The organism is Rhodanobacter terrae (assembly GCF_042657005.1).
In the GTDB taxonomy this organism is placed as follows: Bacteria; Pseudomonadota; Gammaproteobacteria; order Xanthomonadales; family Rhodanobacteraceae; genus Rhodanobacter; species Rhodanobacter terrae.
Genome location: NZ_JBHSNG010000001.1, coordinates 166,890 through 187,114, shown reverse-complemented (window position 1 = coordinate 187,114; position 20,225 = coordinate 166,890). Strand labels below are relative to the sequence as shown.

19 protein-coding genes and 1 tRNA gene are annotated in these 20,225 nt (G+C 64.7%); 6 read left to right on the top strand and 14 right to left on the bottom strand.

The genetic code is table 11. The features are described from left to right. Nucleotides 1-178 precede the first annotated feature (178 nt). Nucleotides 179-694: a GspH/FimT family pseudopilin gene (locus ACFPPB_RS00825; protein WP_377323433.1), complete on the top strand. Its 516-nt coding sequence runs from the start codon at nt 179-181 to the stop codon at nt 692-694. A 59-nt stretch (nt 695-753) separates the two neighbouring features. Here ACFPPB_RS00825 and ACFPPB_RS00820 read toward each other — a convergent pair. The 7 genes from ACFPPB_RS00820 to grxD all read right to left on the bottom strand — a co-directional run bounded on the left by ACFPPB_RS00820 (nt 754) and on the right by grxD (nt 9,757). Then, nucleotides 754-830, bottom strand: a tRNA-Asn gene (locus tag ACFPPB_RS00820). A gap of 68 nt (nt 831-898) precedes the next feature. Further along, nucleotides 899-2,299, bottom strand: a complete 1,401-nt coding sequence (ppnN, locus tag ACFPPB_RS00815) for a nucleotide 5'-monophosphate nucleosidase PpnN (RefSeq protein ID WP_377323431.1) — start codon at nt 2,297-2,299, stop codon at nt 899-901. Between the two features lie 156 nt (nt 2,300-2,455). Then, nucleotides 2,456-5,818, bottom strand: coding sequence for a TonB-dependent receptor (locus ACFPPB_RS00810; protein WP_377323429.1), 3,363 nt, complete (start codon nt 5,816-5,818; stop codon nt 2,456-2,458). A 357-nt stretch (nt 5,819-6,175) separates the two neighbouring features. Then, nucleotides 6,176-7,888 carry a bifunctional ornithine lipid synthase OlsF gene (olsF, locus tag ACFPPB_RS00805; RefSeq protein WP_377323427.1) on the bottom strand — a complete coding sequence of 571 codons (1,713 nt, stop codon included), beginning with the start codon at nt 7,886-7,888 and terminating at the stop codon, nt 6,176-6,178. 98 nt (nt 7,889-7,986) lie between these two features. Then, nucleotides 7,987-8,586: a YhgN family NAAT transporter gene (locus tag ACFPPB_RS00800; RefSeq protein WP_377323830.1), complete on the bottom strand. Its 600-nt coding sequence runs from the start codon at nt 8,584-8,586 to the stop codon at nt 7,987-7,989. Between the two features lie 80 nt (nt 8,587-8,666). Continuing rightward, a complete protein-coding gene (locus ACFPPB_RS00795) occupies nt 8,667-9,437 on the bottom strand; it encodes an SDR family NAD(P)-dependent oxidoreductase (RefSeq protein ID WP_377323425.1) in 771 nt (256 codons plus the stop codon). Continuing rightward, the gene (gene grxD, locus ACFPPB_RS00790; protein WP_377323829.1) at nt 9,434-9,757 is read right to left on the bottom strand and encodes a Grx4 family monothiol glutaredoxin; all 324 of its coding nucleotides are present in this window, start codon (nt 9,755-9,757) and stop codon (nt 9,434-9,436) included. Before grxD ends, ACFPPB_RS00795 begins: the two co-directional genes overlap by 4 nt. Before the next feature lie 115 nt (nt 9,758-9,872). Here grxD and ACFPPB_RS00785 point away from each other — a divergent pair, with 115 nt between their 5' ends. Continuing rightward, on the top strand, nt 9,873-10,451 hold the full coding sequence (locus ACFPPB_RS00785; RefSeq protein WP_377323423.1) for a superoxide dismutase: 579 nt from the start codon (nt 9,873-9,875) through the stop codon (nt 10,449-10,451). Between the two features lie 70 nt (nt 10,452-10,521). On the opposite strand, the gene ACFPPB_RS00780 is transcribed toward ACFPPB_RS00785, so the two are convergent. After that, the gene (locus tag ACFPPB_RS00780) at nt 10,522-11,676 is read right to left on the bottom strand and encodes a 5-(carboxyamino)imidazole ribonucleotide synthase (protein ID WP_377323421.1); all 1,155 of its coding nucleotides are present in this window, start codon (nt 11,674-11,676) and stop codon (nt 10,522-10,524) included. Then, nucleotides 11,673-12,176 carry a 5-(carboxyamino)imidazole ribonucleotide mutase gene (purE, locus tag ACFPPB_RS00775; protein WP_377323419.1) on the bottom strand — a complete coding sequence of 168 codons (504 nt, stop codon included), beginning with the start codon at nt 12,174-12,176 and terminating at the stop codon, nt 11,673-11,675. The genes ACFPPB_RS00780 and purE overlap by 4 nt, the downstream gene beginning before the upstream one ends. Nucleotides 12,177-12,242: 66 nt before the next feature. On the opposite strand from purE, the gene ACFPPB_RS00770 reads away from it, so the two are divergent. The 4 genes from ACFPPB_RS00770 to ACFPPB_RS00755 all read left to right on the top strand — a co-directional run bounded on the left by ACFPPB_RS00770 (nt 12,243) and on the right by ACFPPB_RS00755 (nt 16,218). Next, entirely contained in the window at nt 12,243-12,512 is a 270-nt protein-coding gene (locus ACFPPB_RS00770) for a Trm112 family protein (RefSeq protein ID WP_377323417.1), read from the top strand. Between the two features lie 120 nt (nt 12,513-12,632). After that, the gene (locus tag ACFPPB_RS00765; RefSeq protein WP_377323415.1) at nt 12,633-14,927 is read left to right on the top strand and encodes a DUF1631 domain-containing protein; all 2,295 of its coding nucleotides are present in this window, start codon (nt 12,633-12,635) and stop codon (nt 14,925-14,927) included. Beyond that, nucleotides 14,924-15,817, top strand: coding sequence for a carboxylating nicotinate-nucleotide diphosphorylase (nadC, locus tag ACFPPB_RS00760; RefSeq protein WP_377323413.1), 894 nt, complete (start codon nt 14,924-14,926; stop codon nt 15,815-15,817). Before ACFPPB_RS00765 ends, nadC begins: the two co-directional genes overlap by 4 nt. After that, a complete protein-coding gene (locus tag ACFPPB_RS00755; protein WP_377323411.1) occupies nt 15,814-16,218 on the top strand; it encodes a DUF3301 domain-containing protein in 405 nt (134 codons plus the stop codon). The genes nadC and ACFPPB_RS00755 overlap by 4 nt, the downstream gene beginning before the upstream one ends. A gap of 45 nt (nt 16,219-16,263) precedes the next feature. Here ACFPPB_RS00755 and ACFPPB_RS00750 read toward each other — a convergent pair whose 3' ends face one another. From ACFPPB_RS00750 to petA, 5 genes are all read right to left on the bottom strand, one after another. Next, nucleotides 16,264-16,692, bottom strand: a complete 429-nt coding sequence (locus ACFPPB_RS00750) for a ClpXP protease specificity-enhancing factor (protein ID WP_377323409.1) — start codon at nt 16,690-16,692, stop codon at nt 16,264-16,266. Nucleotides 16,693-16,702: 10 nt separating this feature from the next. Beyond that, complete coding sequence (locus ACFPPB_RS00745) at nt 16,703-17,341, bottom strand: glutathione S-transferase N-terminal domain-containing protein (RefSeq protein WP_377323407.1); 639 nt, start codon at nt 17,339-17,341, stop codon at nt 16,703-16,705. Nucleotides 17,342-17,410: 69 nt separating this feature from the next. Beyond that, nucleotides 17,411-18,151, bottom strand: coding sequence for a cytochrome c1 (locus tag ACFPPB_RS00740; RefSeq protein WP_377323827.1), 741 nt, complete (start codon nt 18,149-18,151; stop codon nt 17,411-17,413). Between the two features lie 13 nt (nt 18,152-18,164). Then, nucleotides 18,165-19,466 carry a cytochrome b gene (locus tag ACFPPB_RS00735; RefSeq protein ID WP_377323405.1) on the bottom strand — a complete coding sequence of 434 codons (1,302 nt, stop codon included), beginning with the start codon at nt 19,464-19,466 and terminating at the stop codon, nt 18,165-18,167. After that, on the bottom strand, nt 19,466-20,071 hold the full coding sequence (gene petA / locus ACFPPB_RS00730) for a ubiquinol-cytochrome c reductase iron-sulfur subunit (protein WP_377323403.1): 606 nt from the start codon (nt 20,069-20,071) through the stop codon (nt 19,466-19,468). Before petA ends, ACFPPB_RS00735 begins: the two co-directional genes overlap by 1 nt. Nucleotides 20,072-20,225 lie beyond the last annotated feature (154 nt).

Genomic DNA, 20,225 nt, shown 5'->3' with positions numbered 1-20,225 from the left:
CATTTTAAATCGGGCCTGCTGACAAGGTGCGTCAGCAGAGGCCGACCCGAGCTCCGCCTTCGGGCTACTGGCTGGTTGGCAGCAGCGTCCTAGCATGAGTGTCCCGGACAACGCAGGACGCGACGCCGTGACAGCCCTCCGGAACGTCAGGTCCATTCATCGGCAACAAGGCGCGACCTTGATCGAGCAGATCATGGTGCTCGCCATCGTAACGGCGCTCACCGGCCTGGCCATACCGTCCATGCGGAAGCTGCTGGACCGGAACCAGTTGCAGGTCGCGCAGACCGACTTCATCGCGGCACTTCGACACGCTCGCGAAACCGCCATCGTCAGCGGCAGGCGCACCTTGTTCTGCCCGACCCGCGACGGCAACCGCTGCCATGGAGATACCCGCTGGGACAGCGGATGGCTGCTCGGCCACGATGCCAACGGCGACAACCAGCCCGACAACGGGCCGCTTTATGTCAGCCTCGGCCACAGCTACCACGGCAAGCTGATCATAAGCAGCAGCACGGGCAGGCACGTCGTGCGTTTCCAACCCGACGGCAGCGCCAGCGGCAGCAACATCACCTTGCTGTTCTGCCAGCCCGCCAGCCCGCAGCATGCGCTCAGCGTGGTGGTCTCCAACTCCGGCCGCGTCCGCGGCGCTCCGGCCAGCAAAAATCAGATCGCAAACTGCTCGCAAATGAACTGACCGGACGTCGTCGCCGCAAAAAGCAAAAAGCCGGCAATGTGCCGGCTTTTCATCGAACGTGGCGCCCGAAGCTGGACTCGAACCAGCGACCCCCTGATTAACAGTCAAGTGCTCTAACCAGCTGAGCTATTCGGGCGTGAGCTGCGTAGTTTGTCGATAGCGCCGCGGGCTGTCAAGCCATCGCGGACAGGTTTTCGCGCACCCTCAGGCGGTCAGCACCCGGTAGCACGGCACATACGCCGCGCCGCCGGGCAGCTTCATGCGGTGCTGCTGGACGAACGCCTGCAACAGCTTGTCCAGCGCGTGCATGATGTCCGCGTCGCCGTCGATATCGAACGGGCCATGCCGCTCGATCGCCTGCACGCCTTCCTCCTTCACGTTGCCGGCGACAATGCCGGAGAAGGCCCGGCGCAGATCCGCCGCCAGCTCATGCCGCGGCCGGTCATGACGGATCTGCAGCGCGCGCATGGCCTCGTGGGTGGGCCGAAACGGCAACTGGAACTCCAGCGGAACCTGCAGCGCCCAGTTGAAGAAGAAGGCGTCCCTGGTGTCCAGCCGGTTGTGGCGCACCTTGTCGATGCCCTTGATCATCGCCCGCGCCACTGCCGACGGGTCATCCACGATGATCTGGTAATGCTGCGCCACCTCGTCGCCCAGGCTCAGGCGCAGGAAGCGATCGATCTGCTCGAAGTAGGCGGCCGATTCGCGCGGCCCGGTGAAGATCAGCGGAAACGGCGTACCGGCGTTGTCCGGGTGCAGCAGGATGCCGAGCAGGTAGAGAATTTCTTCCGCGGTACCGACGCCACCGGGGAACACCACAATGCCGTGGCCCATGCGCACGAATGCTTCGAGCCGCTTCTCGATGTCCGGCATGATCACCAGATGATTGACGATCGGGTTCGGCGACTCGGCGGCGATGATGCCCGGCTCGGTAATGCCGATGTAGCGGTTGTGCCGGCGCCGCTGCTTGGAATGCGCAATGGTCGCGCCCTTCATCGGCCCCTTCATCGCACCCGGCCCGCAACCGGTGCAGATGTCCAGCCCGCGCAAGCCCAATTGATAGCCGACCAGCTTGGTGTATTCGTACTCGTCGCGCGAGATCGAATGACCGCCCCAGCAGACCACCAGGTTGGGGTCGATGTTCGGCTTCAGGATGCGCGCGTTGCGCAGTATCTCGAATACGGCCTGGGTCAGCCCGGCCGAACCGCCCAGGTCCACCCCGATCTGTTCCAGCTGGGTGGACACATAGACGATGTCACGTACGACCGCCACCAGCAGCTCGTTGATGCCGCGAATGATCTGGCCATCCACGAAGGCCTGTGCCGGTGCATGGCTGAGCTCGATCTTGATGCCGCGATCCTGCTGCAGCACCTGGATATCGAAATCCGGGTATTGCTCGAGGATCGCCCGCGGATCGTCGCTGATGCTGCCCGAAGTCAGCACCGCCAGCGCACAGCGTCGCAGCAACGCATGCAGGCCCGAGTCGCTGGCGCCGCGTAACCGCGCCACCTCGTTGCGGGAAAGAATATCCAGCCCGCCGACCGGTGAAATGCGGGCGCTGACCGTGGCAGCCTTGGCGGCCGCGCGGGTATGTGTGTCATTCATTTGAATGGTTCTCCTTGCCGCTTCTTCGCGGAAACGTGCGCCCGCGTCGAGCGAGACGGACCGCGTAGCTTCCCGCGCCCGTCCCGCATGGTCAAGCGCGCCAAAAAAAACCGGCGCCCTCGCGGACGCCGGTTGCCTGCCTGACCAGTCGACGGATCAGAAGGTGTATTTCACGGTCAACTGCACGGACCAGCGCTGAGCCAGATCGTCGTTGTTGTTGATGTAGGTCGGAACCGCCAGCGGGTTGTAGTTGCCGCCTTTGTCGATGTAGTTGGTGCAGGTTGGCGCACCGCCGCAGGCGATGTCGTAGATGTACTTGCCGGTAGCCGGATCCACGCCGTAGAAATCGGCCAGCGGGCGCCCGCCCGGGAAGCCCACGCGCTTCTCGATACCCCACTTCTTGTTCAGCATGTTAGTGAAGTTGTAGACATCGAGCTTCACGATGCCCTTGTTGCCCTTGAACAGGCCCGGGATCTCCTGGCTGAAGCTGAGATCGAGCTGATTGATCCAGCCGGCACGGTCGCCGTTGCGTTGGGCGATCTGGCCTTGATGATCCTTCAGGTAGTCGTTGTGCTGGATGTAGTTGTAGAACTGCTGCTGCAGCTGCGCATCACGCGCGGTATTGCCCGTGGTGCGGAACTCCACCTGACCCGGCTTTGGAATAAAGACCAGGTCGTTCACGTAGGTGTCTCCGTTGGCATCGTTGCCGAACGTCCAGCTGTACGGCGACGCGTTGTGGCCGTCGAAGAACGCGCTAGCGCTGGTGACATAGTCGCCGAAGAAGCGGTGCTGCCAGTTGAGGCCGGCGATCACGCGACGCGGAATCGAATAATTCGACGGGCTAGCCACGTTCTCGTTCGGATTGGTGACGTAGTCGTTCTTGTAGTTCGAGGTGGCCACGCTGGAGGTGCCCGGATTGACTTCGGTCGCACGGCTCCAGGTGAAACCGACCATGCCGGACCAGTCGTCGGAGAATGACTTCTTCAACGATAGCGCCAGGCTGTCCGCGGTGCCGCGGCTGGTATTGGCCAGGTTGATCACATCGCCGAACGCCGCGTTGGCGCCGGTGCGGGTCGCCTGGCCGGTGGCCTTCGGATCCTTGTTCGGCAGTGCGTAGAACGTCTCGCGACCATCGGGCAGCATGCCGTTGGCCGTGCCGGCCACTTTCTGCGGGTTACCCAGGTTCAGGTTCTGATACAGGATCGCATCACGCTGGATGATGTGCTCGTAGTCGACCGTGGCGACCAGGCCCCACCACGGCAGTTCCTTGTCGAAGCCCAGGCTCAGCTTCCACGCACTCGGCAGACGGAAGCCCGGCGAGAGGGTGTTCACGGTCATCTTGCCCGCACCCAGTGCACCATCGTTCTGATGGTACGGATCCGGACTGAAGGCCGGAACATTGGTACCGTTGCACGGCGCGGGACGCGTCGGGCCGCAGTTGTACTGGGTCTGGGTGACGCCGGAGTTGGAGAAGATGTTGCCGATCCAGACATTCGGCGGATTAGCGATGAACAGGCCCGCGCCGCCGCGCAACTGGGTCATGTGCTCGGTGTTGAAGTTGTAGTTGAACGACATGCGCGGCTGCACCACGCGGTTGCCGTTGACCGTGGTCTGGTTGCTGCGGCCGTAACCACCGGTCGCGCTGCCCTTGGCGTTGACACCGGGCGCCAGCGCAAACGTGGGGTTGTACAGCGGCTGGTCGTCCATCAGCGGAATGTCGATGCGCACGCCGTACTGCACCGACAAGTTGTTGTTGACCTGCCAGGTGTCCTGCAGGAACACGCCCCATTGCTTGATGCCGTAATTGGCGGCTACCTGTGCCTGGGTCAGGCCATTCGCCGGGCGGTTGTAGTAGTACTGGTAGTAATACTGCCTGAGGAAATTCTGCAAGCCGGTCATCGTCACGCTACCGGCCTTGGAGTCCTCGAACGTGTAGCTGCCGTAGGCGTTCTGCAGGAACAGGTTGTAGAACTTGTCCTTCTCGAAGTCGACGCCGCCCTTGATGGTGTGGTCGCCCGCGTAATAGGTGCCGGCCCACGCCGCGCTGAGGGTGGACGTTTTCAGCACGTTCGCCTGGCTGGAATACTCGGTGCCGAACTCCACCGCCGGGCCGCTGAACGTGCCGGGGTATACCGTGATGTCCGGCATCGCCACGCCGTTGTACGGGCCGCGCAACTGATCGAAGCTCGCATACGACACGGTCGTGTCGGTCGAGAAATTGGGCGACCAATCGTCATAGAAGTGCAGCGCATAGCTCTTGCTGTCGACGTTGGTGTTGTACCAGCCGCTGGACAGCACCAGCTTGGTGGTGCTGCCGGTGATGATCGGCTTGTTTTCCTTGGTCTGGCTGTAGGTGAAGCTGGCGCGGTGGTCGTTGTTGATGTTCCAGTCGATCTTGCCCAGGTAACGCTTGTCCTGCAGGTTGGAGTTGCCGCCGCCGATCGAACCGAGATCCTGGGTGATGCCCACGGTCTTGGCCGCGTCACGCACCTGCTGCACCATCGCCGAGGTCAAACCTGCAATCGGCGTACCTGCACCTGAATCCACCGGGCCGTACGGGCTGCCGGCACCTACCTGAACGCTCTTCTCCAATGATGCGAAGAAGAACAGCTTGTCCTTGATGATCGGGCCACCGACGGTGGCGCCACCGGTCCACTGACGGTCGAAGCCCTGGTACTTCGCATCGTTCTCGTTCTTGCCGATCATGTTCTGGTTCTGGAACACGTAGTACACCGAACCATGGAAATCGTTGGTGCCGCTCTTGGTCACCGCATTGATGGTGGCGCCGAGGCCGCGGCGGGTCGCCGTGTCGTAGTTCGCCGTCGAGATGTTGTATTCCTGGATGGTGTCCTGCGAAATCGGCGTACCCAGCGTCGGCAGGCCGTTCGCGTTCAGGCCGAACGGATCGTTCGCACTGACCGAGTCGATGGTGATGTTGTTGTAGCGGCTGTTCTGGCCGATTGCGGACATCTCGCCGCGGGCGCGGTCCGTCACCACGATGCGCGGATCGAGGCGCACGATGTTCTGGATCGAGCGTCCCGGCGTCGGCGTGGCTTCCAGCTCTCGGCTGGAGATGTTCGTCGAGATGCCCTTGTTGTCGGGCGAGAAGGTCTGCGCCAGCGTGCTGGCGGAAACGGTGACGCCTTGCAGATTCTTCGCGTTCTGCTCGCTCGCACCACCCATGGTGAGGTTGATCGCCGACTCCTGCGCCAGCTGCAGATAGACGTTGTCCTGTTCGGCCTGGCTCAGGCCGGCCTTGGACGCGGTCACGTCGAACGGACCGCCGACGCGCAGACCCTGCGCCGAATAGCGACCGTCCGCGCCGGTGGTGGTGATCTTGGTGGTGCCCGAGGGTTCATGCACGATCTGCACCGTGGCGCCGGCCACCGGCTGGCCGTTCGCGTCGAGCACGCGGCCGCTGATCGAGGAGGAGGTGTCTTGGGCAATGGCCGGTAATGTCACGGCGAGCAACGCGGCAATGGCCAGCGGCAAGAGTTTTGAGCGGATTGAACTGTTCATCGTGGACGGACCCCTAGGATTCGCGACGTAAGGAAACTGGACTTTGGACCGCAGACATGAGGGGCGGCGGCCGCAAATGGGCACCGCTCATGCTTGATCCGTACTGTGTTTTTTGCGGTGATTCGTGACGCGAAGGTGACGGGGCCACCCCGTCTGCCAACAAATTGTTAAGTCAATTTTAACGGCAGTTTATGACACTTCGGCGACAAAGTTCCACCGTTTTGCAAAAAATTACGCCGCCCGAAAGGGATGGGTATATCGCAGTTATTTCCATGAATTCAGATGGTTGGAATTTAATAACGCGCAAGATATTGCATCGGGACAGCGCGCGCATCCACGGATCGCCCACGGAATTTTTCAGCCCGTTCTGCCGAGATAACGGGCGCGTTTGGCCGGCTTCAGGCTTGCCAGATCCAGCATCACCAGGCCATCCACGCAGCCGGAAAAATCCGGGTCCTCGCCGAAGTCGAGAAACTGCACGCCTTCGGGTTCGACCAGGTCGACGTACTGGCGATACAACACCGGCAGACTGACGCCCAGCGCATCCAGGTGGTGCTTCAGTTTGCCCAGGCCGGCCGACGCATCCAGGCCTTCCAGCGCCGCGCGCACGCATTGCACGACTTCGGGCGAGATCACGAACGGCTGTCGCGCGGCGGCCAGTCCCGGCGCGCCGAAATAGTGCTGGTGCGCCGCAGCGATCCATTCGCGCGCCTCGCGCGGCAGGCTCACCGACATGCTGACCGGGCCGAACAGGTAATGCAGTTCCGGGTGCCGCTGCAGATACAGCCCGATGCCCTGCCACAGCTGGTCGAGCGCACGGGAGCGCCAGTACGCCGGCGCCACGAAACTGCGCCCCAGCTCCATGCCCTGCGCCAGCCGCGACTCCAGCGCCGGCGAATAGCTGAACAGGCTGGAGGTATACAGCCCCGACATGCCGCGTTCGGCGATCAGCCGGCCGCCATGCCCGAAGCGATAGGAACCGACGATGCGCAGCGCCTGCGGATCCCACAGCACCAGATGTTCGTAGTGCGGGTCGTAGGCATCCAGGTCGCGGCGCGCGCCGGTGCCTTCGCCGACCTTGCGGAAGGTCAGTTCGCGCAGCCGCCCGATCTCGCGCAACACCGCGCTGTCGAATGCGCCCTTGAACAGCCACGCCTGCTTGCCGTCGCCGAGGTCGGCCAGCTTTTCCGAGCGCGCCAGCTCCGCGGCCACCTGCTCGGCCGGCTCCGGCAACGCCAGCGGCGCCTGGCCGCCGAAGATCAGGCCGCGATGCTGGCCGACCCGATACACATGCCGGCGCATCAGCTTGGTGGCCTGCGCCGGCGAACCGCCGCTGCGCCGCTGCAGCTCATCGGCGCTGACCAGCGCACCGATGCTGAAACCGATCCGCCGCTTGCCCGGCGCCACCGCCTCGCGCGGCAGCATCGCCGTGCTCAGCGGCTTGGCCAGCATCGACAGCCCGTAGAACATCGCCGAATTGCGTGCGGCGACATGGATCGGCAGCACCGGCGTCTTGCTGCGCAACGACAACCGCACAAAACCGTCCGACCACCGGCCGTCACGCACGCCGCCCGGACGCATACGCGAGACCTCGCCGGCGGGAAACACGATCAGCGCCTCGCCGTTGTCCAGTGCGCGGTAAATGCCGCGCAGGCGCGACGCGGCGCCTTTGCCAAACACGTCCACCGGCAACATCAGCTTGCCCAGCTGCGGAATCACGGCCAGCCAGTCGTTGCCGAGAAAACGCACGTCACGGCGTACCGAGCCGATCAGCTGCAGCAAGGCCAGGGCGTCCTGCATGCCCAGCGGGTGATTGGCCACCACCAGCAACGGGCCGTCGACCGGGATGTGCTCGCGTTCGCGCGGATTGACCTGATAGCTGGTACCGAGAATGTCCAGCACGCGCTCGACAAAATCGAAACCCTCGGCGGCGCCGACTCGTTCCAGTACGCGATTGAAGCCGTCTTCGTCGGCCAATCGCCCGAGCACACCCGCCATCGGGCGGCGGATGCGCGGGTATTGCGCCAGCCATGGCAGGCGCTCGGTCAGGGATTGTTCGATGCTCAGCATATCTGCGCCCTCGGATTTCCCCCATCCTGGCGATCGATTATGACAGCTGAGCAATCATCCGAAACGCTCCCCGCGACAGATCGGATGGCGCCGTTGTTTCAAACGTTCAGATGCAGGAACGATGCCACGCCGGCCATGAACATCTGCACCGACAATGCGATCAGCAGCATGCCCATCACGCGCTCCAGCGCCGTCAGCACGCTCTCGCCGAGCCAGCGGAACAGATAGGTGGCGCTGAGCAGGATCAAGGAGGTCGCCAGCCACGCCAGCAGCAGCGCTATCGTCCAGTCGGCCGTGCGGCCGGGCTGGGTGTTGGTCAGCAGCAGCAGCGCCGCCATGGCCGATGGGCCGGCCACGCCGGGAATCGCCATCGGCACGATGAACGGCTCGCCCTGCCCGGGCTTGCCAAAGATGCCGCCGCCGTCGGCCGGCGGAAACACCATGCGGATGCCGATCAGGAACAGCACGATGCCGCCGGCGATGCTGATCGAGTCCGGCTTCAGCTGCAGCAGCCTGAGGATGTGCTGGCCGCCGAACAGAAACGCCAGCAGCACGCCCAGTGCGATCAACAGCTCGCGCACCATCACCCGGCGCCGACGCTTCGGCGGCACGTCTTTCAGCAAGCTCAGGAAGAACGGGATATTGCCCAGCGGGTCCATGATCAGAAACAACATGATTCCCGCCGACAACGTGGTCATCTGCGTTTCCATCTCGACTCCATTTTTGTGTGAAGCGGTCGCTTTTCTGCGAAGCGGTCGCGGCGCCGGGGTGCCGGCGTTCAGTCGGCCCGCAGATCCAGTACCGCGCCGCGAGCCGCCGCGCCCTGGGCGCCGAGCAGGTAGATCGCCGCGGCGGCGGCGGCATCCGGCAGCGCGCGCTGCATGATGTCTTCGCCGAAGTACGCCTGTTGCCGCAACGACGTGCGCATCGGCGCCGGCAGCATGGCATGAACACGCAGTGCGCTGTGGTCGGTTTCCTCGTGCAGGATCGCCACGAAGCGCTCCAGTGCCGCCTTCGACACGCCGTAGCCGCCCCAGTGCGCGCGCTGCAGCAACTCCGGATCGTCCAGCACGAACACCACCGCGCTGTCGCGGGCTTGCGTCAACAGCGGCAGGCAAGCCTGGGTCAGCGCGAACGGGGCGTTGACGTTGACGTGCATCGCGCGCAGCCAGGCATCCGGCTTGTGCATGGTGATCGGGGTCAGTCCGCCGAAGCTGACGGCCGCGTGCACGATGCCGTCGAGCCGTCCGAAGTCACGCTCCAGGCCTTCGGCCAGTGCGGCGTAGTCGCGCGGCGTGGCCACCTCCATGTCCAGCGGATGGATCACCGGCTCGGCCAGGCCCTCGGCCAGCATCGCGTCGTACAACTGCTCCAGCTGGCGTTTGCGCTTGCCGGTGATCACCACCGTGGCGCCTGCACGCGACGCCGCACGCGCCACTGCGCCGCCCAGCCCGCCATAGGCGCCGGTCACCAGCACCACGCGATCGGCCAGCGTATCGGCAGCCGGTAGCCAGCCGCCCGGCAAACGGGAAACCGGCAGTGTCGTCAAGAGACTGCTCCGGCGACGTCGCTGGCCATGCGGGACAATTCACCGGCGGATTTCAGATCCTCGATGATGTCGCAACCGCCGATCAGCTCGCCCTGGATGAACAGCTGCGGAAACGTCGGCCAGTTCGCAAAATGCGGCAGCGCGGCGCGCAGCTGCGGATCGGCCAGCACGTTCACTGCGCGGAACGCGGCGCCAGCCTCCGACAATGCCATGGCGGCACGGCTGGAGAAGCCGCACATCGGAAATTCCGGCGTGCCCTTCATGAAAAGCACGATGGGATGTTCGGTCAGGATCGCCCTGATTCGCTCGTTGATGTCCATAGCTCGATGTTTCATCTTTACAATGCAGGCAGACCGATATTGTATCAGTCACCCGTCGGCTGCCGTCCGCTGCGCCGGCCTTTTCTCCCCCCAGCCACTGCTAAGGAGCCTCATCATGGCGATCGAACTTCCCCCGCTTCCGTACGAAAAGAACGCGCTTGAGCCGCACATTTCCGCCGAAACGCTGGAGTTTCACTACGGCAAGCACCACCAGGCCTACGTGACGAACCTCAACAAGCTGATCGAGGGCACCGAATTTGCGGGCGCCGCGCTGGAGGACATCATCAAGAAATCGTCCGGTGGCGTGTTCAACAATGCCGCGCAGATCTGGAACCACACGTTCTACTGGAACTCGATGAGTCCCAAGGGCGGCGGCGAGCCCACGGGCAAGCTGGCCGACGCGATCGCCAAGGCGTTCGGTTCGTTCGACAAGTTCAAGGACGAGTTCAGCAAGTCCGCCGCCGGCAACTTCGGTTCGGGCTGGACCTGGCTGGTGCAGCGTCCGGACGGCTCGCTCGGCATCGTCAACACCTCGAATGCGGCCACCCCGATCACCGGCAGCGACAAGCCGCTGTTCACCACTGACGTGTGGGAACACGCTTACTACATCGACTACCGCAACGCCCGCCCGAAATATGTGGAAGCGTTCTGGAACCTGGTGAACTGGGATTTCGCGGCCGGCAATCTGGCCTGATTCGCCTGTCTGCTGAAACAAGAAAACGGAGCCGAACGGCTCCGTTTTTTTTGGCTGGATCCGGACCCGATCAACCCAGCGCGTGCAGCACCGGCACGGCCTGCGCCTCGCGCCCCAGGCCCTCGGCGATCGCGGCCAGTCGTACCGCCATCTGCGCGGCATCCGGTGCGCACACGGTGGCATGACCCACTTTGCGACCCGGCCGCGCCTGTTTGCCGTAGTCGTGCCAGTGCGCATCGACCGCTTGCAGCACGGGCGCCATATGGGGCAATTCGCCGATCCAGTTGAACATCGCCGAAAGACCACGCGCGCCGGTGTCGCCCAGGGGCAGCCCGAGCACTGCACGCACATGATTCTCGAACTGGCTGGTGTGTGCACCCTCGATGGTCCAGTGGCCGGAGTTGTGCACCCGCGGAGCCATCTCGTTGCCGAGCAGCTCGCCGTCCTTGACGAATAGCTCCAGCGCGAACACGCCCACGTAGCCCAGCCGCTCGGCCAGAGTTCGGGCGAGCGCGGTCGCGTGCTGCTGCAATACGTCGATATCCGGCGCGGGGGCCAGGCTCATCGACAACACGCCGTCGGTATGCCAGTTGCGGGTCAGCGGCCAGGTGCGGAAATCGCCGTCGCGACCGCGCACGGCGAGCACCGACAACTCGCGCTCGAACGGCACGAACGCTTCCAGGATCAAGCCATGCTTGGATCCCTGCGCGCCAAGCTCCGCCCATGCCGCATCCGCATCGGCCAGTGCTCGCAGCCGGAACTGGCCCTTGCCGTCATAGCCGAGCCGGCGGGTTTTCAGAATCGCCGGCGCGCCGACCACGGCCAATGCCTGATCCAGCTGCTCGCGCGTATCCACCGCCATGAAGGCCGGGGTCGGCAGACCGCATTCGCGAAAGAGGGTTTTCTCGGCCAGACGATCCTGCGCTACCGCCAGCGCGTGCGGCGCGGGAAACACCGCCACCCGCTGGGCCAGCCAACGTGCCGTCTCGGCCGGCACATTCTCGAAATCGAAGGTGACCACGTCGACCTGCGCGGCAAACGCTTCCAGGGCGGTGTAGTCGGCCCAGTCGGCCACCACCAGTGGCGCGACCTGCCCGGCACAGGCGTCGGCGGAGCTGTCCACCACCAGCGCCTGCGCACCCAGCGGCGCCGCCGACAGCGCCAGCATGCGCGCCAGTTGGCCGCCGCCAAGAATGCCCAGCACGGACTGCCGCCGCTCGCTCACTGGCGCGGATCCGGCTGTTCGAGCACGGCCTGCGTCTGCCGCGTCCGCCAGTTGTCCAGCGCGCTGGCCAGCGCCGGATCGTGCAGCGCCAGCACCGCCGCGGCCAGCAGGCCCGCGTTCACCGCGCCGGCGCGGCCGATCGCCAGCGTGCCCACCGGAATGCCGGCCGGCATCTGCGCGATCGAAAGCAATGAATCCATCCCGTTCAGCGCCTTCGACTGCACCGGTACGCCGAATACCGGCAGACGGGTCTTCGCCGCCAGCATGCCGGGCAGATGCGCGGCGCCGCCGGCACCGGCGATGATCACCTGGATACCCCGCGCCGGGGCCTGCTCGGCGTAACGGAACAGAAGGTCCGGCGTGCGATGCGCCGACACCACCTGAACCTCGTGCGGCACGCCCAGCTCGGTCAATACGTTGGCGGCGTGCTGCATGGTTTCCCAATCCGAACGAGAGCCCATTACCACGCCAACGCGCAGCGGCTTGGTTGTTTCTGTCATGGCCGGACCGTCCAAAAACGGCTATTGTACGGGCTTTCCCAGCCATGGCACACCTGCAGACCCCTCATGGACAAGCGTCTACTCGACATCCTGTGCTGCCCCGTCAGCAAAACGCCGGTACGCCCGCTGAGCAAGCATGAGCTCGATGCAGTGAATGAGGCGATCGTCGCCGGCAAGGTCGATTCCGTCGCAGGGGTGGCCGTACGCGAGCGAATCACCGAAGCCTTGATCACCACCGACAGCAAGGTGATCTACCGGGTCGAGGACGGCATTCCGGTCATGCTGCCCGAGGAAGGCATCGGCACCGCGCAACTGACGGACTTTCCTGGGGTTTAGGAATGCTCCAATCGATTCAACACCGGCGGCATGGCACGGATGCCTGATATGGCTTATCGTCACCATCTGCGCGGTTTGTCCGGGATTGCCGCGCATGGCTGATGTTTCAGGGGGATGGCGATGAACGAAGCAAGTGATTCATCCAGAGTCGTCAATTTGAGCCAGCGCCTGGACCCTGCCAGCGAGCGCGTCGGTGAGTTGCTCAACGCCGTGCGGGGCATTGCGGCCAGGCGTCTGCAGCCATGGATCAGCAATGCCTTCGAGCATCTCGACGATGCCCTGTTCGACCTGGCCGAGAAGGCCGAAAACAATGCCGCACAGATGCACTACTTCGACGGCATGCGCGAAGTGCGCAAGCGCCGTCCCGCGGTGGAACGAAGTTTCCTGGGCACGATCAACCGCGACCTCGGCGAGCTGGCGCACCCGCTGCAATCGTCGCAGGGCAATGGCCTGCCCGTATCGACGGGCACGGTCGAATTGACGCTGGTGGCGGACAACGAGCTGGAGGAATCTCTGGCGATCACCAGCATGATCGGCAAACACGACTCGCGGCTGGCGAACGAATTACTGGCGGTCAACCAGCGGTTGTCGGTGATTTGCGGCGGCCACAAGATCGAGAACGCCAGCAACCCGGTGGCGCCAGCACTCCTGACGCAGGCGTTTCGCCAGGCGCTGCACGAGCTCAGTGCGGACATGCGCGTCAAGCTGATCATCTACAAGCTGTTCGATCGCTACGTGTTGTCGTCATTGGAAGAGCTCTATCAGGAAATCAATGCCACGCTGGTTCGCGCCGGCGTGCTGCCGCAACTGCGCCAGGGAATGCGCAGCGACGAGGCGAAAGCCAAGCCCGCCGCCGGCGCCGCCCGGGCGGCCGCGACGTCGGATGAGGCCGGCGATATTCCCAGCGACCTGCTGCAGACCTTGCACGCATTGTTCAGCGCGCGACGCGGCCCCGCTGTCGGCGCCGACGGCGGCATGCATGCCATGCCGAGCGGTCCGCTGCCGTCGGCAAACGAATTGCTGGGCGCGCTCAGCGTATTGCAGAGCCAGATCGCCAGCGCCGGTCCGTTGCCGTACGCGCGGCCCGACGATGCCGCCGAGCTCAGCCGCGAAGTGCTGCAGCTGAAGAGCCAGCTGCTGACCCAGATCGGCGCGTTGCGCGGCGAACGGCCCAGCCATGTCGCCAGCATCGACGAAGACACCATCGACCTGGTCGGCATGCTGTTCGAATTCATCCTGGAAGACCGCAACCTGCCCGTCGCGATGCAGGTGATGCTGGCCCGGCTGCAGATTCCCTACCTCAAGGCGGCGATCCTCGACCGCAAGCTGTTCGCCCACCGCCAGCATCCGGCGCGCCGGCTGCTGGACTGCCTGGCCGAGCAGGCCAAGGGCTGGTCGGAGGAGTCCGATCGCGACCACCGGCTGCACGAGAAAGTGAAGTCGATCGTCGATCAGCTGTTGCACGACTTCGACGACGACATGGGCATCTTCGAGCGCCTGCTGGCCGACCTGCAGCAGTTCCAGGAAATCAACAAGCGACGTTCCGAACTGGCCGAGCAACGCGTCGCCGAATCCACCCGCGGCCGCGAGAAACTCGAGCAGGCGCGCCGCCGCGCCGCCCGCGAGATCCTCGATCGCATCGGCGATCAGAAACTGCCACCGCTGGTGCACGGCGTACTCGCCCGGGCATGGGCCAATCATCTGGTGCTGACCCTGCTGCGCCAGGGCGAAACCTCGCCGGAGTTCAGGAGCGCGTTGCGCTTCGTCGACGACTTCATCGCCAGCACCCGGCCGGCCACAAGCCCGGAAAGCCGCCAGGCGCTGCGGCAGATGCTGCCCAGTGTCGAACGCGCGCTGCGCCAAGGCCTGACCAACGTGGCGTTCCAGGAACAGGACATCGAGCGCCTGCTCGGCCAGCTGCATACCTACTACCGGCAGCAGCTCGGCGAGACGCTGGACGCGACCGAGGTGGTCACGGTCGACGAAGACGCAGCCATGCAGTCGATACCCGACAGCATCCAGCCAGTCATCGACCGCGGCACCGCGGCAGACGACCCGGCCGACGGCGAAGAAACCGTCGAGGCGCCGCTGGACAGCCCCGAATGGCATCAGGTCCAGGCGCTGCAGCCGGGCACCTGGCTGGAGTTCTGCCTCCCCGATGAGGCGATGACCCGCGCCAAGCTGTCATGGATCAGCCCGATGAGCGGCCGTTACCTGTTCGTCAACCGGCGCGGCCTGAAAGTGGCCGATTACGCGCCGCGGGAACTGGCGATCCTGCTCACGGATGGCCAGGCCCGCATACTCGCCGCCAACGCCTTGTTCGACCGCGCGATGACTGCGATCGTGGGCAAGCTCAGCCAAGCCGAGGCCGCGCCGTCCACCGGAACGCCGTCCAGGGACGCCGATCCCGCATGAGTCACGCTCCATCGTTCGCGCCGCCGGACGCGACACAGATCGCCGCCGATATCGAACGCGCCTTCGCCGAAGATCTGGGCGATGGCGATGCCACCGCCGGACTGCTGCCGGTCGACGCCCATGCCCACGCCGAGCTGACCTGCCGCGACGCGGCGGTGATCGCCGGCACGGCATGGTTCGATGCCTGCTTCCGTCGGCTCGATCCAGCCGTGCAGATCGACTGGCGCACCGCCGATGGCGAGCGGGTCGACGCCGGCGCGGTGATCTGCCGCCTGTCCGGCCATGCCCGCTCGCTGGTCACCGCCGAGCGTTCGGCACTGAATTTCCTGCAGCTGCTGTCCGCCACCGCCACGGTCACCGCCGAGTATGTCGCTGCCGTCGCCGGCACCGCGGCGCGGGTGCTGGATACCCGCAAGACCATTCCCGGCCTGCGCGTCGCGCAAAAGTATGCGGTGCGATGCGGGGGCGGCCACAATCAGCGCATGGGTCTGTACGACGCGATCCTGATCAAGGAAAACCACATCATCGCCGCCGGCGGCATCGCCGCCGCGGTCCGGGCGGCACGTCAGCTGCACCCGGATCTGCTGCTGGAGGTCGAGGTGGAGAATCTCGACGAGCTGGCGCAGGCGCTGGCGGCCGGCGTGGACCGGATCATGCTGGACAACTTCGAGCTGGCGCAGATGGCCCAGGCGGTGCAATACACCGCCGGCCGCGTGCCGCTGGAAGTCTCCGGCAACGTGGATCTGCGCACGATCGGCGAGTTTGCGCGTACTGGCGTCGACTTCATCTCGGTCGGCGCGCTGACCAAGCACGTGCGGGCAGTCGACCTGTCGTTGCGGCTGCAGCTGAGCTTGCACGCCGCCGGCCGCGCCCACACACTGCGGGGATGAGCGATCTTTCCAGTCTGCTGCTGTTGCTGGCGTTCGGCGCGATCGTCGGACTGTGGCTGAAGCTCAGCGTGGCGCGCGAGCGCGCGGTGCAGGAGGCGCGGCGGCAATGCCAGCAGCACGGCCTGCAACTGCTGGACGAGACCGTCGGGCTGCGCGGCGTGCGCCTGCGCCGGGTGAACGGCCTGCGCATGATCGAGCGCTGCTACGGTTTCGAGGTGAGCATCGACGGCCATGACCGCGAGCCGGGGCGGCTATGGATGATCGGCAATGCGCTCACCAGCCTGAGCCTGCCCACGATCCAGCTGCTGCCGCACGAGGAAGCGGTCCCCGGCAAGGCATTGCCCGCACCGGGCAGCAACGTCGTGCCACTGCGTCCGCGGACGGACCATCGGCTGCATTGATGGATCGCAAGGCGCTGCCTGAGCCCGGCGAGGCGTCGCAAGGCGCTACTTGACCACCCGCAAGTGCGGCGCCCCGCGCTTCGGCTTGTCGCCATCGTCGGCCGCTGGCGAGGGCCGCGAGTCGTCGGGCTCCGGTGCCGGCGGCGGTGGCATGTCGCCGCCCTCCTCGTCTGCCGGAAACATCATGCCCTGCCCGTTTTCCTGCGCATACAGCGCCAGCACCGCCTGTACCGGGATCTGGATGCTGTGGCTGACTCCGGAGAAGCGCGCCTGGAAGCTGATCCACTCGTTGCCCAGATCCAGGTTCGCCACCGCGCGCATCGCCAGGTTGAGCACCACCTGGCCGTTCTTGATCACCTGCGGCGGCACCCGCACCCCGGCGAAGCCGGCGTCGACCAGCACGTACGGCGTCAGGTTGTTGTCGCTGATCCAGTCGTAGATCGCCCGCAGCAGGTACGGGCGATTGGAACTCATGGTCGCTGTTTCATTCGTGCTCATGGACTGGCCGCATTGCCTTTTCCTGATCGGTCATGCTGCGCGCAAAACCCTGACTGTGAAACAAACGCTCGCCGTAATCGACGATAGCCTTGCCTTCGCGCCCCAGATCCACGCCCAGCCACGGCAGTCGCCAGATCACCGGCGCCACCAGGCAGTCGGCCAGGCTCATTTCCGGGTTGAGAAAGAATTTCGAGGCCTTGAACAGCGGCAGCGCGGACAGCAGCTGCTCGCGCAACCGCTTGCGAGCCGCCTCGGCCGGCCGGCCGCCGGCGCGGATCGTCTCCACCTCGGGCAGCCAGTCTTTCTCGATTCGCACCGCCGCCACCCTCAGCCGCGCGCGCGACTGGGGATCGATCGGCATCAGCGGCGGATGCGGATAACGCTCGTCGAGGTATTCGCAGACCACCGTGGTATCGAACAAGGTCAGGTCGCGGTCGATCAGGGTCGGCGTGCTGGCGTACGGGTTGAGGTCGATCAGGTCCTCGGGAGGCTTGGCCGGATCCACCAGCACCCGTTCGTAGCTGACTCCCTTGGCGGCCAGCACCAGCCGTGCACGGTGACACTGGATGTCATCGGCCGTGGTGTAGAGCGTCAATACGGTACGCGAGCGAGCGCTTTGGACCATGCGCGATTCCCCATCGGTGAGGCGATTGCGGCGGCTCGTGGCCGCCGCATCGGGCTGACGACATCCGGCTCAGTGGACGTCCTTCCAGTATTCTTTCTTGAGCGTGGCGGCCAGCAAGGTGAAGAACGCCAGGAACAACAACACCCAGATGCCGTAGTGATGGCGCTCGAGGGCGACCGGTTCGGAAACGTATTCCAGGAAGCTGGTCAGATCGCGGGTAGCCTGCTGGTACTGCGCCGGAGTCAGCTTGCCCGGCTGCGACAACACCAGCTTCTCCACGGCCGGATCCTCGCCGGGCTTGGCCGGCTTCATCTCCGCCGTCTGCAGGCCTTGCAGCTCCCACAGCGGGAACGGCATCGCGGCATTCGGCAGCGTGGTGTTGTTCCAGCCGATCGGGCTGTGCGGATCCAGATAGAACGTGTTGAGGTAGGTATAGACCCAGTCCGCCGTCTTCGCGCTGACTTCCAGCGACAGATCCGGCGGAGCCTTGCCGAACCACTTGGCGGCCGAATCGGCCGGCATGTGCGAGATCACCGGATCGTCGAAGCGTGCGCCGGTGAAGTTGAGATTCTCCATGACCTCCTGTTCGGACAGGCCAAGATCGCTGGCGATGCGCGAATAGCGCATGTACTTCAGCGAGTGGCAGCCGACGCAGTAGTTGAAGAACAGCTTGGCGCCGCGTTGCAGCGAAGCCTGGTCCTGCACGTTGGTGCCGGCGGGCAGCAGCCCGCCCTCCTCCGCAGCCTGCGCCGACGTGCTGCCGACGATCAGACCGAACGCCAACGCCACCGGGAAGATGTATCGCTTCATTAGCAGCTGCCGCTTAGTCATGCGTCGTCACCCGTTCCGGAACCGGCTTGGTCTGTTCCCAGCCGAAGTGTGTATAGGCCCAAAGGAATGCAAAGAAACCGAAGTAGATCAGCGTCATCGAGCGACCGAACGCGTTTTCATAAGTCGTGAGGTCGACGTTGCCGAACCATTTCGGGATCACCTCGGCGGTGATGCCCGCACCGACCGCGCCGAGACCGAAGAACGACAGCACGAACAGGCCCAGCGCCACCTTGTAGCCGGTACCGCGGTAGCGGATCGACTTGACCTTGCCGCGATCGAACCAGGGCAGCAGGAACAGCACGGCGATCGCGCCGAACATCGCCAGCACGCCCCACACGGCCGTGCCCGCGAACGACGGAATCATTCGCACGATCGCGTAGAACGGGGTGAAGTACCACACCGGCTTGATCTCGGCCGGGGTGACCAGGTTGTTGGCCATGATCGAGTTGTCGTGCTCGAGGAACCAGCCGCCGAAGGTCGGTGCGAAGAAGATGATGAAGGCGGCGATCAGCAGGAAGAAGCCCACGCCGACCAGATCCTTCACCGTGTAGTACGGATGGAACGGAATGCCGTCGGCCGGCTTCAGCGCGTCCCAGCGATTGCCCTTGGGCCCCTTCTTGATCTCCACGCCGTCCGGGTTGTTCGAACCCACTTCATGCAGCGCGGCGATGTGCAGCACCACCAGCAGCAGCAAGACCAGCGGCAGCGCGATCACGTGCAGCGCGAAGAAGCGGTTCAGCGTGGCATCGGCCGGCAGGAAGTCGCCCATGATCCATTCCACCAGCGTGCTGCCGATGACCGGAATCGTGCCGAACAGCGACACGATCACCTTGGCGCCCCAGAACGACATGTTGCCCCACGGCAGCACGTAGCCCATGAACGCTTCGGCCATCAGCACCAGGAAGATCAGCATGCCGAGCAGCCACACCAGCTCGCGCGGCTTCTTGTACGAGCCGTACATCATGCCGCGGAACATGTGCAGGAACACCACCACGAAGAACAGCGAGGCGCCGGTGGAGTGCATGTAGCGGATCAGCCAGCCCCACTCCACGTCACGCATGATGTACTGCACCGAATCGAACGCGCCCGCCGCGCTCGGGTTGTAGTTCATGGTGAGGAAGATGCCGGTGACGATCTGGTTGACCAGCACCAGGATGGCCAGCGAACCGAAGTAGTACCAGAGATTGAAATTCTTCGGCGCGTAGTACTCGGTCATGTGCTTGCGGTATGCCGGCATCATGTTCGGCGCGCGCTCGGTGACCCAGTCACCGATGTTCGTGAATACGTTGGCCATCAGCCAGCCTCCTTCGGATCCACGCCAATCTGGATGGTGTTGTCGTCGATGAAATGATACGGCGGCACTTCCAGGTTCTTCGGTGCCGGCACGCCGCTGAATACGCGGCCGGCCAGGTCATAGCGCGAATGATGGCAGGGGCAGTAGAAGCCGCCCTTCCAGTTCGGATCGAACGGCTCGGGCCTGATCTCCGGCACGAAATTGGGGACGCAACCCAGGTGCGTGCAGATGCCGACGATCACCAGCCATTCCGGCTTGATCGAGCGCGTCTCGTTCTGTGCGTACTTCGGCTGCTGCGAGGCGGAAGCACCGTCGGACTTCGGATCGACCAGGCGCGAATCGACCTCCGGCAACGTGGCCAGCTGCGCCGCGGTGCGGTTGACCACGAACACAGGAAGGCTGCGCCACGACACGGCCAGCATCTGACCCGGCTCGATCTTGGCCAGCGACTGGGTAACCGGAGCGCCAGCGGCCTTGGCGCGCGCGCTGGGTTCCCACGACTTAATGAAGGGCACAGCTGCCGACACGATTCCTATGCCACCAACCACCGCGGTGGTTGCTGTCAGGAAACGGCGGCGGCCGTGATCGACGACTTCGTTCGCCATCAGGCTCTCCGGTACTTGCAATGTCATATCTGGGGTGGGGTTTGGGGCCCCGCAAAAATCGCGTTAGTGTAGCGTCAGGCCCCGCCCCGTACAATAAACGCCATCGCGGCGGACTCCGTCCACCGCGATCTTCGCCACGACCCGCCGGGACCTA